This is a genomic window from Acuticoccus sp. I52.16.1, from assembly GCF_022865125.1.
In the GTDB taxonomy this organism is placed as follows: domain Bacteria; phylum Pseudomonadota; class Alphaproteobacteria; order Rhizobiales; family Amorphaceae; genus Acuticoccus.
In genome coordinates this window covers 1864041-1881477 of record NZ_CP094828.1, presented here as the reverse complement: position 1 = coordinate 1881477, position 17437 = coordinate 1864041, and the positions used below count along the sequence as shown (strand labels likewise).

Genomic DNA, 17437 nt, shown 5'->3' with positions numbered 1-17437 from the left:
GGCACGGGACGCAACGGACGGACAGGGCTGAGGGCCAGACATGAGTGACACGGACGCCGAAAAACGCCGCGAGCGACTTCGCAATCTGAAGGCCAAGCGCGCCGAGGCCGGCGGTGGCGCCGAGGCCGGTTCCGCAGGGGCGAAACCCGGCGCCGGTCAGGGCGGCGCGGCGGGCAATCTGCTCGACATGATGCAGCGCCGGCGTTCGGCCGGCGGCGGCGGCAGTGCGGCCGGCGGCGGCTTCGGCGGGGCCGGCGGTGCCTTCGGCAACGGCGAGCTGCTGCGCCGCATGATGGCGGAAGGCGGCGGCCAGGGCGGGGCCGGCGGCGCCGGGGGCCAGCGCGGCGAGCTGCTGCGCCGGCTCGTGGAGGCGCGGCAACAGAACCAGGGCGGCGGCGATGCCGCGGCCCCCGCCGGGGACGGTCCGCTCGCCGCCCGGGCGCGAGAATTCACCGCCCGCGAAGCCGCGCTGGAAGAGCGTGTGCGACGCCTCGAACTGGAGGTGGAGCGCCTCGGCGCCCTCCTCGGCGGCACGCCGACGCCGCAGATCGCCGCCCCCACGGGCGGGAGCGATCCGACGAACAACGACACATAACGAGCCAGCAGGTAGGCCGGGTGACACGCGAACCTTCACGCCACTTCGGGAGCGCAGATATGACCGCCGGTGAGTTTCGGATCATTGCGCTGACGCCGGCCGGTCTGCCCGATGCCAGGCTGGTGTTCGCCGCCGACCGCGCCGGCCACCTCGGCATCCTCAACGCCGAGACGGGCCCGTTCCCGCACGCGGCGATCGCGGCGCTCGCCGGTCGCACCCGCGCCCCGTTCGGCGTGAAGCTCGGCCCGGTCGACGCGGCCGCACTGGCGGACGTCGCCGCGCACGTCGCCGATGGCCTCGGCTGGCTGGTGCTGGACGCGCCCGCCGTGTTGGCCGACCCGGCGCTGATCGCCACCGCGCGCGACATCGGCGTCGCGGTGATCGTCGAGGCGAACGCGTGGGACGACCGGCTGGCGGATCTCGCCGGCCACGCCGCGCTGATGGTGAAGGGTCACGAGGCCGGCGGCGCCGTCGGCGAGGAGACCGCCTATATCCTGCTGCAGAAGGCGCTGCGGCGGCAATCCGCGCCGGTGCTGGTGCGCGGCGGCATCGGCATGCACTCCGCCGCGGCCGTGCGTGCCGCGGGCGCCGCTGGCGTGGTGCTGGACGACCAGCTCCTGCTGCTGGCCGAGTCGCCGCTGAGCGACAAGGCGCGCGCCGCCCTCAAGGACCTCACGGGGCTGGAGACCGGCCGCGTCGTCATCGGCGCCAAGACGTGGCGTGTCTTCGAGAAGCCGTCCTTCCGGCACCTGCGCACCTTCCGTGAGACCGCCCGCACGCTGGACGACGCCGCCGCCGAGGCGCAGCTCGCCGCGCGGATGGGCTGGGCCGACCCGGCGACGGACATCGTCCCGCTCGGCCAGGCCGTCGCCTTCGCGGCGCCGTTCGCGGAGCGCTACGCCACGTTCGGCCGGCTCGCCGCCGCGATGCTCGCCGAGACGCAGACGCGCCTCGACCTCGCGATCGAGACCGACCCGCTCGGCAAGGGGAAGGGCGTCGCCGCCACGCACGGCACCCCGTACCCCATCGTGCAGGGCCCGATGACCCGCGTCAGCGACGATGCCGCCTTCGCCCAGGCCGTCGGCGAGGGCGGGGGACTGCCGATGCTGGCGCTGGCGCTGATGCGTCCGGCCGCCGTCGAAACGCTCTTGAAGGAGTCCGCCGAGCGGCTCGCCGGCAAGCCCTGGGGCCTCGGCCTGCTGGGCTTCGCGCCGGCCGAGCTGGTCTCGGCGCAGGTCGAGGTCGCGCGGCGCTACAACCCGAAGTTCGCCCTCATCGCCGGCGGCCGGCCCGACCAGGCCAAGGCGTTCGAGGACGACGGGATCGCCACCTACCTGCACGTCCCCTCGCCGCGCCTGCTGACGATGTTCATCGAGCAGGGCGCCAAGAAGTTCGTGCTGGAAGGGCGCGAGTGCGGCGGCCATGTCGGCCCGCTGTCGTCCTTCGTGCTGTGGGATTCGATGGTGACGACGCTGCTGGCCAATGCCGGCACGCCGGCGCAGAACGCCGAGATCCACGTCCTCTTCGCGGGCGGCATCCACGACGCCTACTCCGCCGCGGTGGTGTCGGCGATGACGGCGCCGCTGGCCGAGGCGGGCTTCAAGGTCGGTGTCCTCGTCGGCACCGCCTACCTCTTCACCAAGGAGATCGTCGACGCCGGCGCCATCGTGCCGGAGTTCCAGAAAACGGCGCTCTCCTGCACCGTGACGCACACGCTGGAGACCGGCCCCGGCCACGCCTCGCGCGCCGCCGAATCCCCCTTCACCGACGAGTTCGAGCGGCGCCGGCGGGAGTTGCAGTCCGGCACCGTCTCCGCCGACGACGCGCGCGAGGAGCTGGAGGCGCTGTCCCTCGGCCGCCTGCGTCTCGCCTCCAAGGGCACCGAGCGCGGCGGGCCGAACGGCGACATCCAGCCCGTCCCGCTGGAGCGCCAGCAGAACGAAGGCATGTACATGATCGGCCAGGTCGCGACGATCCGCGACGCCGTGACGACGGTGGCCGAACTGCACGACGAGATTTCCGCCGGCAGCCACGCCCTGCTGCAGGAGGCGAAGGCCCGCCAGGCCGAGACCGCGCTGGAAGCGGCCCGCGTGTCCCGCCGCGGTGAGCCGACGGAGATCGCTATCGTCGGCATGTCCGCCACGCTGCCGGGTGCGGAGACCGTGCAGGCCTATTGGGAAAACATCGTCGACAAGGTCAACGCCATCTCCGAGGTGCCGTCGACCCGGTGGGACTGGCGCATCTACTTCGACGAGGATCGCAACGCACCGGACAAGATCTACTCGCGCTGGGGCGGGTTCTCCAACGACCTCCTGTTCGATCCGCTGCAGTTCGGCATGCCGCCGAAGGCGATCAAGGCCGTCGACCCGCTACAGCTGATGACGCTGGAGCTGGTGCGCCGCTGCCTCGCCGACGCCGGGATCGAGAAGGCGCCCGACAGCCGCGAGAAGATGTCGATCATCCTGGGGGCCTCGGGCGGGGCGGGCGACGTCGGCGCGCAGTACGCCGTGCGTTCGGAGATGCCGCGCTTCCTGGGCGAGCTGGAGCCCTCCGCGGCCGAGCGCCTGCCGACCTGGACCGAGGATTCCTTCGCCGGCATCCTGCTCAACGTGGCCGCCGGCCGCTCGGCCAACCGGCTCGATTTCGGCGGCGTCAACTACACCGTCGACGCCGCCTGCGCGTCCTCGCTGACGGCCGTCTACCAGGGCGTGCTGGAGCTGGAGACCGGCCGGTCCGACTGCGTGATCGCCGGCGGCGTGGACACCGTGCAGGGGCCGTTCGGTTACCTTTGCTTCTCCAAGACGCAGGCGCTGTCGCCCCGCGGCCGCTGCCGCACGTTCGACAGTGAGGCCGACGGCATCGCCATCTCCGAGGGCATCGCCGTCGTCGCCATGAAGCGGCTCGCCGATGCCGAGCGCGACGGCGACCGCATCTACGGCGTCATCAAGGGCGTCGCCGGTTCTTCGGATGGGCGCGCCAAGTCGATGACCGCACCGCATCCGGACGGGCAGATCCGCGCCCTGCGCCGCGCCTACGAGATGGCCGGCTACTCGCCCTCCACCGTGGGCCTGTTCGAGGCGCACGGCACCGGCACCGTCGCCGGCGATACCGCCGAGCTGGAAACCGTCTCCCGTGCGCTCGACGAGGTGGGCGGCACCGAGGTGGCGAACCACGCCATCGGCTCGGTCAAGACCCTCATCGGCCACACCAAGGCCGCGGCCGGCATCTCCGGCCTGATGAAGGCGACGCTCGCCTGCTACCACAAGACGTTGCCGCCGCACGGCTACATCGACAAGCCGAACCCGACGCTGACGGCCGAGGACGCGCCGCTCTACATCGTCGACGAGGCGCTCCCCTGGCTGGTGCGCGATGGCGAAACGCGCCGCGCCGGCATCTCCGCCTTCGGCTTCGGCGGCACCAACTTCCACGTCACCGTCGAGGAATACGACAGCCTCGCCCCGGCCCCCGCACCGCGCGAGACGTGGTCCCACGAACTGCTCGCCTGGCGCGCGCCCGACCGAGCCGCGCTCGCCGCCACCGTGCGGCAGACCGCCGACCGGCTGGCCGGCAAATCGCCGGCCGTGCGAGACCTCGCCGTCACGCTCGCCCGCAAGCTCCCCGCCAAGGGCGTCACCGCGACGCTGGTGGTGGACGGGCGCGCCGACCCGCACGGCGCCGTGGCCAAGCTGGCGGCCGCGCTCGCCGACCCGGCGGCGGCCATGCCGGCGGGCGCCGCCTTCAGTGCCGCCCCTCTGGCGGCGGAGGGCAAGACGGCGTTCGTCTTCCCCGGCCAGGGCTCGCAATATGTCGGCATGTTCCGCGAGCTGGCGCTCCTTTTCGAGGAAGCACGCGAGGGGCTGCAAGCGGCCGACTCCGTTCTCGAAGCCGCCATGGCCGGCAAGGGTCTGGCGGGGGGCCGCCTGTCGCGCGCGATCTTCGCCCGCGCCCTCTACGACGATGCCGCGCGCGCCGCGGCGCAGGACCGGCTCACCCGGACTGACATCGCCCAGCCCGCACTCGGCGCGGTGGAGACCGGTATCCTGGCGCTCCTGCGCGCGATGGGGGTCTCGGCCGACATGGCCGCCGGTCACAGCTACGGCGAGTTCGTCGCTCTCTACGCGGCGGGCGTCCTCACGTTGCCGCAACTCCTCGAGATCTCCGAGGTGCGGGGCCGGCTGATGATCGAGGCGGCCGGCGAGGGCGACCTCGGCACCATGGCCGCCGTGCGTGCCGATCGCCCGCCTGTCGAGGCGGCGTTGAAGGGCATCGAGGGGGTGTGGGTCGCCAACCACAACGCGCCCGACCAGACGGTTCTGTCCGGCACCAAGGCGGGCATCGACGTCGCGCTGCAGGCGATGGCCAAGGCCGGCCTGCAAGCGCAGAAGATCACCGTCGGGGCCGCCTTCCACTCGCCGATCATCGCCGAGGCGGGGGCTCGCCTGGCCGAGCATATCGGCACGATGGACCTCAGCGTGCCGGCCTTCCCGGTCTATTCCAACCAGACCGGCGCGCCGCACGCCGCGACCGGGATCGCCGCCGCGATGGGCGCGCACTTGGCGAGCGCGGTCGAGTTCGTCGCCGAGATCGAGGCGATGTATGCCGCCGGCGCGCGGGTCTTCCTGTCGGTCGGGCCGAAGTCGGCCCACGCCAACATGGTGAAGAAGGTGTTGGGCGACCGCCCGCACCGCGCGGTGACGATGGACGACGGGGCAGGGGGCCTGGAAGGCTTCCTGCGGGCGATCGGCGGGCTGCTCGCCGAAGGCGCGCGCGTCGACCTGGAGCGTCTGTGGCAGGGCCGCGATTGCCGGCCGCTGGCCAACGACCTGACGGCCCATGCCCGGCAGACGGTCCCGGCCAAGCACATGTGGTGGCTGAACGGGAGCGGGGCCCGCCCCGTCGGCGCGCCGCCGCTGCCGGTGCTGACGCTGGAACAGGCGGAGGTGGAACGGGCCGCGCGGGCTCGCCCCGTGGCCGCCGCCGAGCCGGCCCCCGCGGCCGGAACGACGAACGACGGGGCGATGGCCCCCACCAACGGGGCGCAGACCCCGGAGACGACCGGGCCGCACGGCCTGGCGAACGATAGGGACGTGGCGCGGTCGGCATTCGGCCAATCCCAGGAGACTCGCACCGATGTGACCGCCAAGGCGGCCATGCGCGAAGGCCGCAGAGGCACATTTAACAAGGAGAGAGTTCGAATGGTCGATTCGACGCGAACGAATGCGCACGACGCATCGGTCGCCGAGTTCCAGGCGACGATGCAGCGCTTCCTCGATGTTCAGGAAGGCGTGATGCTCGCATATCTCGGCGGGGGCGAGATGCCCGCCGGTGTGAGCCAGCAGGCCGCGCTCCCCGCGCGTCCGCAGCGTGCTCCGATGCGCCTTCCGGCGCGCGGTGATCAGAACGGCGCCCGCCCGGCCGGCGGCCCCGGCCGCCTCGCGGCGCCGGCGCCCGTCGCGACCGCCCCGGCCCCGGCCTATGGAGCGAACGGATCGAACGGGGCCTACACCAACGGCCACGCCCTCAACGGCGGCGCTCACCACGCCAACGGCGCCGTGGCCGAAGCGCCCGCGGCCCTCGCCGCGGCCCCCGCCCCCGTCGCGGCCCCGGCTCCGGCTGCCGCCCCTGCCCCGGCGGCGGCCGCCGCGCCGGCCAGCACCGAGCTGGGCCGCGCGCAGATCTCCGACATCCTCCTCGAGGTCGTCGAAGAGCGCACCGGCTACCCGCGCGACATGCTCGACATGGACCAGAACCTCGAAGCCGACCTCGGGATCGACTCCATCAAGCGGGTCGAGATCGTGGGCGCGCTCCTCAAGGGCCTGCCGTCCGCCGTCCAGCCCAACGTCGCCGACCTCGGCGAGCAGTTGAACGCGCAGAAGTCGCTCAACGGCATCCTCGACACGCTCGCCGAACGGATCGGCTCGGGCGTCCAGGGGGCCACAGCCCCTTTTGATTTGACCGAGGCGGACAACGCTCCCCGGAAGGCGGCCACCACCGCCCGTCCGTCTCGGTATGTCATCCGGGAGCAGGCCCAACCCTCAGGCGCTTCGGCGGCCTACGCGCTGCCGAAGGGCACCTATCTCGTCAGCGAGGATACCGGCGGCGTCGCTCGCACGCTCGCCGGCCTCATCGAAAAAGCGGGCGGCACGCCCAAGCTGATCCAGGCCGACGTGAAGGCCCTCGAAGGCCTCGCCATCGACCCGGACGAGCCGGTCGTCGGCTTCATCCACGCCGCGCCGCTGTCGGCCGCCCGCCTCTCCGAGTCGAGCGACCCGTCGCAGTGGCGCAACGAGCTGCTGCGCAACGAGCTGTTCCCGCATCAGGCCTTGCGCGCGTTCGGGACCTCCCTCGCCGAGGGCGGGCGCATCGTTCTCGTCTCCGGCCTCGGCGGCCGCTTCGGGCGTGACGGCAACGCGCCGACCCTGCGCCTCGAAGGCGGCGGGCCGGGCCTTGCCAAGAGCGTCAAGGAGGAGTGGCCGAACGCCGTCGCCAAGGCGATCGACCTCGACGCGAAGTCGCCCAAGTCGGTCAGCGCCGGGCAGATCTTCGACGAGCTGCGCCTGCCCGGTGGGCGCATCGAGGTCGGCTATCCGAAGGGCGTGCGCACCATCTTCCGTTCCGTGGCGGAGGAGATCGAGGGCCCGGCGCGCGATGCGCTGCCGCAAGGCGCGGTCGTGCTGGCGACCGGCGGCGCGCGCGGCATCACCGCCGAGGCGCTGCATGCGCTGGCGGCGCCCGGCGTCACCTTCGTCATCGTCGGGCGCACCCCGCTGCCGACCGCCGATGCCGACCATTTCCCCCACGCCGTCACCCTCGGCGACCTGCGTGCGGCGATCATCGCCGACGCCCGGGCGCGCAAGGAGCCGGTGAAGCCCGCGCAGGTGGAGCGGATCGTCCGCGGCACGCTGCGCGACCGCGAGATCCTCGCCAATCTCGCCGAGTTCGCGGCGGCCGGCGCCAAGGTCGAGTACCGCATCGCCGACGCGCAGGATCCCAAGGAGATGAGCCGCCTGGTGCGCACCCTGTACGATCAGCTCGGCCGCCTCGACGGAGTGATCCACGGCGCCGGCGTCATCGAGGACCGCCTCCTGGTGGACAAGGACGCCGAGAGCTGGCTGCGCGTGGTCGAGACCAAGATCCTCGGCGCGCTCGCCATCGCCCGCGCGCTGAAGCCGGAGAAGCTGAGCTTCTTCGTCATGTTCGGCTCGGTCGCCGGGCGCTACGGCAACGCCGGCCAGTCCGACTATTCCGCCGCCAACGAGCTTCTCAACCGCATCGCCCTGCAAATGCGCGCCAGGTGGCCGCAGAGCGCCAAGGTCGCCGTCCTCAACTGGGGTCCGTGGGCCGGCACGCGGCACGGCCCCGGCATGGTGTCGGACGAGACGCGCCGCAAGTTCGAGGGCAAGGGCGTCATCCTGGTCGAGCCCGTCGGCGGTGCCGAGGCGTGCCGCGACGAGATCCTGCGCGGCCCTATCGCCGATGTCGAGATCGTGCTGGGCGAGGGCCCCTGGGAGAAGCACGAGACCGACCAGAGCGCGCTCATGGCCATCGCGCCGGCACCGGTGGAGGACGTGACGTCGCCGCTCGCCCTGCTGCCGGGCGCGAGCGACACCGAGGGCGCCCGCGGCGGCCGCATCGTCGCTCACACGCTGAACGTCGGCCGGGACCTCTACCTCGATCAGCACCGCATCGACGGGGTGCCGGTGCTTCCCGTCGCCTGCGCGCTGGAGCTGTCGGCCCAGGCGGCGCAGATGGTGTGGCCCGGCTGGGCGATCACCGAGGTGTCGGACGTGCGCCTCCTGAAGGGCCTGCGGCTGGAAGGCGACGCGCCGGCGCCGATCGAGCTGGTGGTGCAGGGCAGCGAGCACGGCGACGCGGCCGGCTTCTCGGCCTCCGTGCGCATCAAGTCCGCCGGCGAGAAGGGCGCGCCGCACTACAGCGCCGCCCTCCAGCTCGCCGACCGGCTGCCCGAGGCCGAGGTCGCGGCGGACCTCATCGACCCGCGCCCCTCGTCCGTGACCGCCCGCGAGGCGTACCGCGAGATGCTGTTCCACGGCCCCGCCTTCCAGGCGGTCACCGAGCTCGTCGGCATGGACGAGACGGGCATCGTCGCGAACGTCGCCGGGATCGCCCCGCAGGCGGGGTTCGTCGCCGGCGCGGCGGCGGATGCGGCATGGCTCTTCGACCCGTCGCTGATCGACGCCGCGGCGCAACTCGCCTGGGTGTGGTCGATCGTCCACCGCGGCGCGCCGGCGTTGCCCAACCGCATCGGCCCCGTCCGCCGCTTCGCCGGCGCCGGCGCCGCGGCACGAATGGTGCTTCAGGTGCGGCAGGATACGCCCGCCCCGGCGCTCTCCTCGGAGATCCTGGTGCTCGACGCGGCGGGCCGTACGGTGATGGTGATCGACGAGCTGGAGAGCACGTCGAGCGAGGCGCTCAACCGCTTCCGCGGCTGGGCCGGCGAGGTGCGGGTCTGACCCCGCACCCTGCCATTTTGACGGATAGCGGAGAGTTTGATGGCCGACGCGGGCCAGGTTGATCGTTCAAGAGATATTGCCGTCATCGGGATCGGGTGCGTCTTTCCGGGCGCCGACGGTCCCGCCCAGTTCTGGCAGAACATCTGCGCCAAGTCCGTCCAGATCCGCCAGCCGGTGCCGGAGTGGGAGGCGGACCGCTACCTGACGTCCGACAGCACCACCCACATCACCACCGCCGCCGGCGGCTTCCTCGGCGACCTCTGCCGCGTCAACCCGGCCGCGCTCGGCGTGGTGCCGAACTCGGTCGACGGATCGGAGCCGGACCAGTTCCTGGCGCTGAAGGTGGCGCGCGACGCGCTCGCCGACGCCGGCTACCTCACCGGCTACGACCATGAGACGACCGGCATCATCCTCGGCCACTCGACCTACCTGCACCGCGGCAACGCCAACGTGGTGCAGCATGGCGTCGTCCTCGACCAGACGGTGACGCTGCTGCGCGACCTCCTGCCGGACGTGCCCGACGCGGCGCTCGCCAAGATGCGCGAGGTGCTGCTGGAGCACCTGCCGCCGTTCAACGCCGACACCGCGCCCGGCCTCGTCCCCAACGTGATGACCGGCCGCATCGCCAACCGGCTCGACCTCAGAGGCCCCAACTACATCCTCGACGCGGCGTGCTCGTCCTCGCTGCTGGCGGTGCTCTCCGCCGTCGAGGAGCTGCGCGCGGGCCGCAGCGACCTGATGATCGCCGGTGGGGCCAACGGCGCGATCCCGGCCGAGGTGAACATGGTGTTCACCCAGCTCGACGCGCTGTCGAAGACCTCCACCGTGATGCCGTTCTCCGAAGAGGCGGATGGCACGCTCTTGTCGGAAGGCGTCGGCGCGGTGGTGCTGAAGCGCTACGACGACGCGGTGCGCGACGGGGATACGATCTACTCGGTGGTCAAGGGTCTCGGCCAGTCGTCGGACGGCAAGGGCTCCGGGCTCCTGGCGCCGCGGCTGGAGGGTGAGATCGCCGCCATCCGCCGCGCGTACAAGGATGCCGGCGTGTCGCCGGAGACGATCGGTCTGATCGAGGCGCACGGCACCGGCATTCCGCTCGGCGACCAGACCGAAGTGTCGGCGCTGCGCGAGGTGTTCGGCGCGCGGCGCAAAGAGGTCCCGGAGATCGCGCTGGGGGCACTCAAGTCGCTGATCGGCCACTGCATCCCGGCCGCCGGCATCGCCGCGCTGATCAAGACGACGCTGGCGCTGCATCATCGCACCCTGCCGCCGACGGTGTGCAACGAGGTCAACGGCTCCATCGGCCTCGACCAGAGCCGGCTCTACATCAACACCGAGACGCGGCCGTGGATCCACCCGCGCGGCACGCCGCGGCGCGCCGGCGTCAACGCATTCGGCTTCGGCGGTATCAACTCGCACGCGGTGCTGGAAGAGGCGCCGGAAACCGCCACGGCACGCCCCGCCTTCTGGCCTGTGGAGCTGATGGTGCTGGCGGGCGAGACGCGGGACGCGCTGGTCGCCGCAATCGAAGAGCTGGAGACGGCGGTCTCCGGGCCGCTGGCGGACGAGCCGCTCGGCGGCATCGCCAAGGGCCTGGCCGAGCGCTACGGCCACGTCGGCCCGATGCGGGTCGGCATCGTCGCCACCAACATGGCCGAGCTGGCCGACCGCCTCGCCAAGGCGCGGGAGCGGCTGCGGGACGGGCGCACCCGCTTCCAGGTGCGCTCCGGCATCTATGCCGGCGACGGCCAGAGCGCCGGCAAGATCGCCTTCGTCTTCCCCGGCGAAGGCGCGCAATACCAATCGATGCTCGCCGACCTCCTCGGCCCCTTCCCCGAGGCACGCCGCTGGTTCGACTTCTGGGACGGCCTCTACGGCGACGCGCGCGGGTTCCGCCCCTCGGAGTCCGTCTTCCCGCCGCCGACGTTGCTGGGGCAGGACGCCAAGGACGAGCTGGATCGCGCCCTCTTCGGCCTCGAAATGGGCTCCGAGTCGGCCTTCATCGCCAGCCGCGCGCTTTCCGCCGTGGCGGCGACTCTCGGCCTGAAGGCGGACTGCGTCGTCGGCCATTCCTCCGGTGAGCATGCCGCGCTCTACGAGGCGAAGGTGCTCGGCGCCTCCGGCTGGGACGAGCTGGAGACCCGCATCCGCGAGCTGAACACGCTCTACAAGGCGATCGAGCAGTCGACGTCGATCGCCGGTGGCGCGCTCCTCACGATCGGCGGCCTGGCGCGCGAGAAGGTGCACGCGCTGGCCGGCGAGGCGCAGGACGTCCACATCGCGCTCGACAACTGCCCGCAGCAGACGGTGCTCTACGGTCAGCGCGCCGAACTGGACAAGATCGTCGCCGAAGCGGGCAAGGATTCCGCACTCTGCGCCTTCCTGCCGTTCGACCGGCCGTACCACACCTCGCTCTTCGCCCCGGTCGCGGAGATGGTCGAGGGCATCTACCAAAAGCTCGACTTCGCGTCGCCGACGATGCCGATCTACTCGTGCGCCAGCGCCGAGCCGATGCCCAACGTGCCGCAGGAGATCCGTTCCCTCGCCGCGCTGCAATGGCAGTCGAAGGTCCGCTTCACCGAGACGGTGGAGCAGATGTACGAGGACGGTGTGCGCACCTTCGTGGAGCTCGGCCCCTCGGCCAACCTCACCGGATTCATCGAGAACACGCTGTCGGGCAAGGACGTGCTCGCCGTGGCGTTCGGCTCGCGCCGGCGCTCCAGCCTGGTGCAGCTCATGCACAGCCTGGCGCGGCTGTGGGTCAGCGGCGTCCCTGTCGACGTCGCGCAGCTCTTCGCCGGGCGCCGCTTCGGCCAGTCGGACGTCGTCAGCGATCGCGGCAAGCGCCGGCCCGAGAAGGTCATCGCCAACACGCTGCCCATCGTGCGCTTGCCGCAGGACAAGATCGCCGAATTGCGCGCGGCGATGTTCCCCGCCGGCGCGCCCGCGGTCGCCGAGGCACCGCCGCTCGCCCCGGCCGAGCCGGAGGACGCGCCCGTCGCCGACGCGGACACCGTCTCTCTCGCCGGCACCTATCCCTTCCTCCAGCGTGTGGCCGTGAACGACGGGGCGCGTCTCGTCGCCGAGTGCGACCTCGCGCTCGACCGGGACGCCTTCCTGCGCCACCATGTGCTCTACGCGATGGACGTCTCGGACATCGATCGCGACCTGTGTGCGCTGCCGGTGGTGCCGCTCGCCGTCACCATGGAGATGCTGGCCGAGGCGGGCGCCGCGCTCACCGGCGGCCTCGTCCCGGTGCGGCTGGAAAAGGTGCGCGCCTGGAACTGGGTCTCGCTGGACGACGGCGCCCGCTCGCTCGGCATCGAGGCGACCCGTCTGGCCGATCGCGACGGGCGAGCGGTGGTCGCCGTGCGCGTCAACGACATCGCCGGCGCCCCGCTGGTGGAGGGCTCCGTCGTGCTGGATGCCGCGCCCGCAATCCCCCAGGACGTCGCGCTGACGCCGCTGGTCGAGCCGCAGTGGCCGATGTGGGCGGACGAGGACCTCTACCAGACCGGTATGTTCCACGGCCCGCTCTTCCAGGGCATCGCCAGCCTGCACTCGTGGGACGACACGGGGCTCGACGCGATCCTCGCCGACACGCCGCTCACCGGCTTCTTCCGCGAGGGCGAGCGTCCGCCGCTGGTGCTGAACCCGGCACTGCTCGACCAGGTGGGCCATGTCACCGCCTTCTGGATCGCGCAGGGGATGGGGACCGATTTCTCGTCCTTCCCCTCCCGGATCGACACGATCGAGCTGTTCGACGCTGCGCGCGAGGACACCGCCGGGGCGATCATGTCCGGCCGCCTGGGGTTCGAGACGGGCGAGGGCGGCACCAACTACCTGCGCGGCGACTTCGTGTGCCTCGGCGCGGACGGCGCTCCGATCCTGCGCGTCACCGGTTGGCACGACCGCTTCTTCGACGTGCCGCACGCCTTCTACGCAGCCCGCTGGCAGCCGCGCGACGAGTTCTACGGATTCGAGGCGTCCAGCGTCTTCGCCGATCTCCCGGAGCGAACGCTGGTGTGGCAGGTGCCGGCCTTCCCGGCCGGTTTCCTCGACGATGCCGGCGGCATCTGGCGCCGGGTGCTGGCCCACACGGTGCTCTCGGTCGACGAGCGCGAGGAGTGGAAGGCCTATGCCGGCAAGCCGCGCCGGGCGGACGAATGGCTGCTCGGCCGCGTCGCCATGAAGGAGGCCGCGCGCGGCTGGTACATGCGCCACCTCGAGACGGCGGTGCTGCCGGCCGACATCATCATCCGCGCCGACGCCGAGGGGAAGCCGTTCATCGACGCCGACGCGCTTGCGATCCTGGGTGCGGTGCCGGAGGTTTCGGTCGCGCATGTGGACGGAGAGACCGTCGCGGTGGCGGCGCCGCCGGGCATGCCGGTCGGCATCGACCTGGAGCGCGTCGGCCGCGTGCAGACGGGCGACGTGGTCGCGGCCGGCTTCTCCGACTCCGAACGGACCTACATGCGCGAGATCGGCGCGGCGAGCGAACTCGACGTGCTGTTCGCCTGGTGCGCCAAGGAGGCGACGGCGAAATGCCTCGGGACCGGGCTCAACGGCAACCCGGCGGCCTTCGCGCTGCGGATGCTCGACCCCGAATACGGCGCCGCGGCCATCACCGCGCCGGACGGCTCCGAAGTCGGCGTATGCCTGGGGCTCGACGAGCATCTGGTGCTGGCGGTGGCCTACCTCTGAGGCCACCGGACGCGGTGCGGAGAAAAGAATCTCCCGCCTTGGGAACCATGCCTGTGAGTCGTGCATTGGCATGACTGTGGTTCTCGGTCGTCCCCCGTCCGAGCACGACATCCACCTTCGACAGACTGGCCGCCGCATGGCGGCCATTTTTTTGGGGCGGCCCGCGTCAGATCCGCGAGGCGACGACGCCCAGCGCGATGCAACTCGCCGCGATCCATCGCGTGCCGCCGACCGGCTCGCGCATGACGAGTGCGGCGATGGCGATGGCGAACAGGATGCTCGTCTCGCGCAAGGAGGCCACCAGCGCGATCGGCGCCTGCGTGAACGCCCACACCGCGATCCAGTACGACCCCAGCGACATCGCCCCCGCCGCGACACCCGCCGCCCCCGCCGCCGGTAGCCGCCGGAACGCGTCGCGCCCGCGCATCGCCCCGGCGATGACCGCCATCAGCAACGCGTCGAGGACCATCATCCACATGATATAGCCCGTCGCCGTGCCGGCGACGCGGGCGCCGATGCCGTCGACCAAGGTGTAGCTCGCGGTGAAGCAGGCCGTGCCGAGGGCGTAGCAGAGGCCCTTGCGCTCCATGCGCTTGCCGCCCGACCGCTCGAACGAGAGGATCAGCACGCCGCCGGAGATCGCCAGGATGGCGGCCAGCTCGCGCAGGCTCGGCACCGCGCCCAACCACGCCGCGGAGACGATCGTGACGATCAGCGGCGCGGTGCCGCGGGCCATGGGGTAGGCTTGGCTGAGGTCGGCGTGGGTGTAGGCTTGCACGAGGAAGAGCTGGTAGCCGCAGTGCAGCACCGCCGCGACCAGGATCCACGGCACGGCGTCCGGCGCGGGCAGCGTGACGAACGGCAGGAAGGGCAGCGCGATCAACCCCTGCGCCAGCGCCAGCAGCAGCACCGACGAGGCGCGGTCGAGCCCGACCTTGACGACCGAGTTCCAACCCGCGTGCAGCAGCGCGGCGGCGAGGACGGCGATGAAGACGTCGGCGTCCATCAGGCGGTTGCGGGTGCGAGCGGCGGGGCGGGGGCGCGCAGGACCGCGACGGCCGCGCGGGGGCCGTTTGCCCGGACGCCGGGCCATGTGATTTCATGTAGCATGTGAACCTATATGAGCCGCTGATCGACTGCGGGAAAACGATATCTTCTCGCAGCAAATGTGAGTTTTACGAACATGAAGCGCGGTGCACTCCCGCTGACCGCCCTGCGCGCCTTCGAATCCACAGCGCGCCTCGGGCAGATGACGCTGGCGGCCGAGGAGCTGGGCGTCACCCACGGCGCCGTGAGCCGGCAGGTCCGCGCGCTGGAGGCGGTGCTCGGCGTCGCCCTCTTCGAGGGGCCGCGCAACCACCTGAGCCTGACCGGCGCGGGGGCGGCGCTGCGGCCCGACCTCACCCGCGCGTTCGATCTCATCGACGCGGCGGTCTCGCGCGTCACCGCGCCGGAGCGGCAGGCGCTCGACGTGTCGTGCCTCGGCACCTTCTCGATGCGCTGGCTGATCCCGCGTCTGTTCGACTTCCACGACCTGCACCCCGGCATCGAGGTGCGTCTCATCACCGACGACATGCCGGTCGACTTCCGGCGCCAGCGCCTCGACGCGGCGATCCGGGTCGGCCCCGGTCCGTGGCCCGGCGCACTGGTGACGCCGCTCATCGCCGAGCGCGTCGGCCCGGTCGTGAGCCCCAAGATCGCGCCGCCGGGCGCGACGTTCGAGGCACTGCGGACGTTGACGCGCCTGCACACCCGCACCCGGCTCACCGCCTGGCCGGACTGGTGTGCCGCCGTCGGCGCTCCGCCCGACCCCAGCGAGGGGCGCACGTTCGAGCATTTCTACTTCATGCTGGAGGCGGCCACCGCGGGACTGGGCGTCGCCATCGCGCCCGAGGTGCTGGTGGCGGACGACCTCGCCGCCGGCCGCCTCGTGGCGCCGTTCGGCTTCGTCTCCAGCGGCTGGACCTACGTGGCGCTGAGCCCGGAGGTGTCGGACGGCCGCGAGCGGACCTTCCTCGCCTGGCTCGCCGAGGCGGCGCGGGCGTGAGGCTCTAGCTGCGCACGAAGTGGTAGGGCGTGACCGAGCGGCGCGTCACGTCGACCACCAGGCGGCCCGTCAGCGGCGGGAAGGCGCGCCAGTTGCACGTCTCGCGCGGGCAGAGCCGGCAGTTGACGCCGATCGGCGTCGCGACGTTCGCCCGCCCCTTGGCCGAGAGGTCGAGCCCGTCGGCATAGACCAGGCGGCCGGCGTGCGTCACCTCCGCGCCGAGGCCGACGACCAGCTCCTGGCCGGGGTTGTGGGCGCCGGCGCCGGCCCGCTCGGTGGTGCGGGCGATGGTGAGGAAGGCCTGCCCCTCCGGCAGCGCGGCGAGGTCGACCACCGTGCGGCCCGGCGTGCGGAACGCCTCGTAGAGCCGCCAGCGCGGGCAGGTGCCGCCCGAGCGCGCGAACGGGAAGACCCCGCCGCCGAAGCGCTTGGAGATGTTGCCCGCCCGGTCGACGCGGATCATGAAGAACGGCACCCCCTTGGCGCCCGGCCGGCGCAGCGTGGTCAGCCGGTGGGCGACCTGCTCGAACGAGGCGGCGAAGCGGGAGGCCAGCACCTCGACGTCGTAGCGCAGCCGCTCGGCGGCCTCGAGGAAGCGGTCGTAGGGGAACATGATCGCGGCGGCGAGGTAGTTGCCGAGCGTCAGCCGCAGGATGCCGCGCGAGGAGTCGGAGGTGCAGCGCGGGTCGTTCGCCATCGCCCGCACCAGCTCGCCGGCTTCCAGCTGCCCCACCAGATGCGCCACCTGGAAGGTGCGGCTGGACGGGGTCAGCAGCTCGGACAGCATCAGGCGGTTGCGGTGGCGGTCGAACCGGCGCAGCAGGCCGTGCATGACGTCGTAGGGCATGATCACGGTGTCGACGTTGTGCGCGTCCTTCAGGTGGTTGACGAGGCTCGTCGTCAGCGCCTGCGGCAGGTCGAGGCGCACCTTGTTGCGGGTCGCGAAGTCGGCCGCCACCTGCTCCAGCTCGGGGAAGTAGTTGTCGCGCGCCTGGAGCGCCTCGCGGGTCTCCTCCACCGGGCTGGTGCCGAGCCCCGGCAGCGCGCCTTCGGCTGCGGTCTCCGCCAGGGCCTCGGCGTCCTCGCGGGCGGCGCGCAGGCCCTCGTGCAGGCGCACCAGCGCGTCGGCGGCGCGGGGGAACATCTCCGCCATCTCCTGCAGCTCGTGGTGCGAGAGGTCGGCACCGGCGAGCTGCGGATCGGCCGCCACCTCCTGCAGGGCCAGCAACGTGGAGCTGTCGGTCGAGGGGGCGAGGGTGCGCACGTCGATGTCGTAGGCGTCGGCGAGGCGCAGGATGAGCTGTGCGGTGAGCGGGCGCTGGTTGCGCTCGATCAGGGTGAGGTAGCTGGCGGAGATCTCCAGCCCCTCGGCCATCTGCGCCTGAGTGAGCTTCAGCGAGCGGCGCAGCTTGCGGATCTGCGGGCCGAGGAAGAGCTTCCGCCGCGCGTCGATATCCGACATGACAAACCTTACAACATGACAGCTTGTATCAATCGTAACTCATACAACGCAACTCGACCAGAGCCGGAGCGATCTGGACCCGAGTGACAATTCGCGGTTTCTACAATGACACATCGCGCCGAGCGTAGAACCCACTTCGAGTCCAGGAAGACCGC

General features: G+C 72.0%; 6 protein-coding genes. 4 read left to right on the top strand and 2 right to left on the bottom strand.

Annotation, left to right across the window (positions count from 1 at the left end; all coding sequences use genetic code 11):
• Positions 1-40: 40 nt before the first annotated feature.
• The 3 genes from MRB58_RS08385 to MRB58_RS08375 are packed head-to-tail and all read left to right on the top strand — an operon-like array spanning position 41 to position 13773.
• The gene (locus MRB58_RS08385; RefSeq protein ID WP_244782092.1) at positions 41-595 is read left to right on the top strand and encodes a hypothetical protein; all 555 of its coding nucleotides are present in this window, start codon (positions 41-43) and stop codon (positions 593-595) included.
• A gap of 59 nt (positions 596-654) precedes the next feature.
• On the top strand, positions 655-9069 hold the full coding sequence (locus tag MRB58_RS08380; protein ID WP_244781264.1) for a type I polyketide synthase: 8415 nt from the start codon (positions 655-657) through the stop codon (positions 9067-9069).
• A gap of 39 nt (positions 9070-9108) precedes the next feature.
• Entirely contained in the window at positions 9109-13773 is a 4665-nt protein-coding gene (locus MRB58_RS08375; protein WP_244781263.1) for a type I polyketide synthase, read from the top strand.
• 166 nt (positions 13774-13939) lie between these two features.
• Here MRB58_RS08375 and MRB58_RS08370 read toward each other — a convergent pair whose 3' ends face one another.
• Entirely contained in the window at positions 13940-14779 is an 840-nt protein-coding gene (locus tag MRB58_RS08370; protein WP_244781262.1) for an EamA family transporter, read from the bottom strand.
• Between the two features lie 177 nt (positions 14780-14956).
• On the opposite strand from MRB58_RS08370, the gene MRB58_RS08365 reads away from it, so the two are divergent.
• Entirely contained in the window at positions 14957-15820 is an 864-nt protein-coding gene (locus MRB58_RS08365; protein ID WP_244781261.1) for a LysR substrate-binding domain-containing protein, read from the top strand.
• Positions 15821-15824: 4 nt separating this feature from the next.
• Here the strand turns inward: MRB58_RS08365 and MRB58_RS08360 are convergent, their stop codons facing one another.
• Positions 15825-17282, bottom strand: a complete 1458-nt coding sequence (locus MRB58_RS08360) for an XRE family transcriptional regulator (RefSeq protein ID WP_244781260.1) — start codon at positions 17280-17282, stop codon at positions 15825-15827.
• Positions 17283-17437 lie beyond the last annotated feature (155 nt).

What these genes read in the sequence shown, in the direction of transcription:
- MRB58_RS08370 (WP_244781262.1), bottom strand. Translation starts at nt 14,779, where the DNA reads ATGGACGCCGACGTCTTCATCGCCGTCCTCGCCGCCGCGCTGCTGCAC.
- MRB58_RS08380 (WP_244781264.1), top strand. Translation starts at nt 655, where the DNA reads ATGACCGCCGGTGAGTTTCGGATCATTGCGCTGACGCCGGCCGGTCTG.
- MRB58_RS08360 (WP_244781260.1), bottom strand. Translation starts at nt 17,282, where the DNA reads ATGTCGGATATCGACGCGCGGCGGAAGCTCTTCCTCGGCCCGCAGATC.
- MRB58_RS08385 (WP_244782092.1), top strand. Translation starts at nt 41, where the DNA reads ATGAGTGACACGGACGCCGAAAAACGCCGCGAGCGACTTCGCAATCTG.
- MRB58_RS08365 (WP_244781261.1), top strand. Translation starts at nt 14,957, where the DNA reads ATGAAGCGCGGTGCACTCCCGCTGACCGCCCTGCGCGCCTTCGAATCC.
- MRB58_RS08375 (WP_244781263.1), top strand. Translation starts at nt 9,109, where the DNA reads ATGGCCGACGCGGGCCAGGTTGATCGTTCAAGAGATATTGCCGTCATC.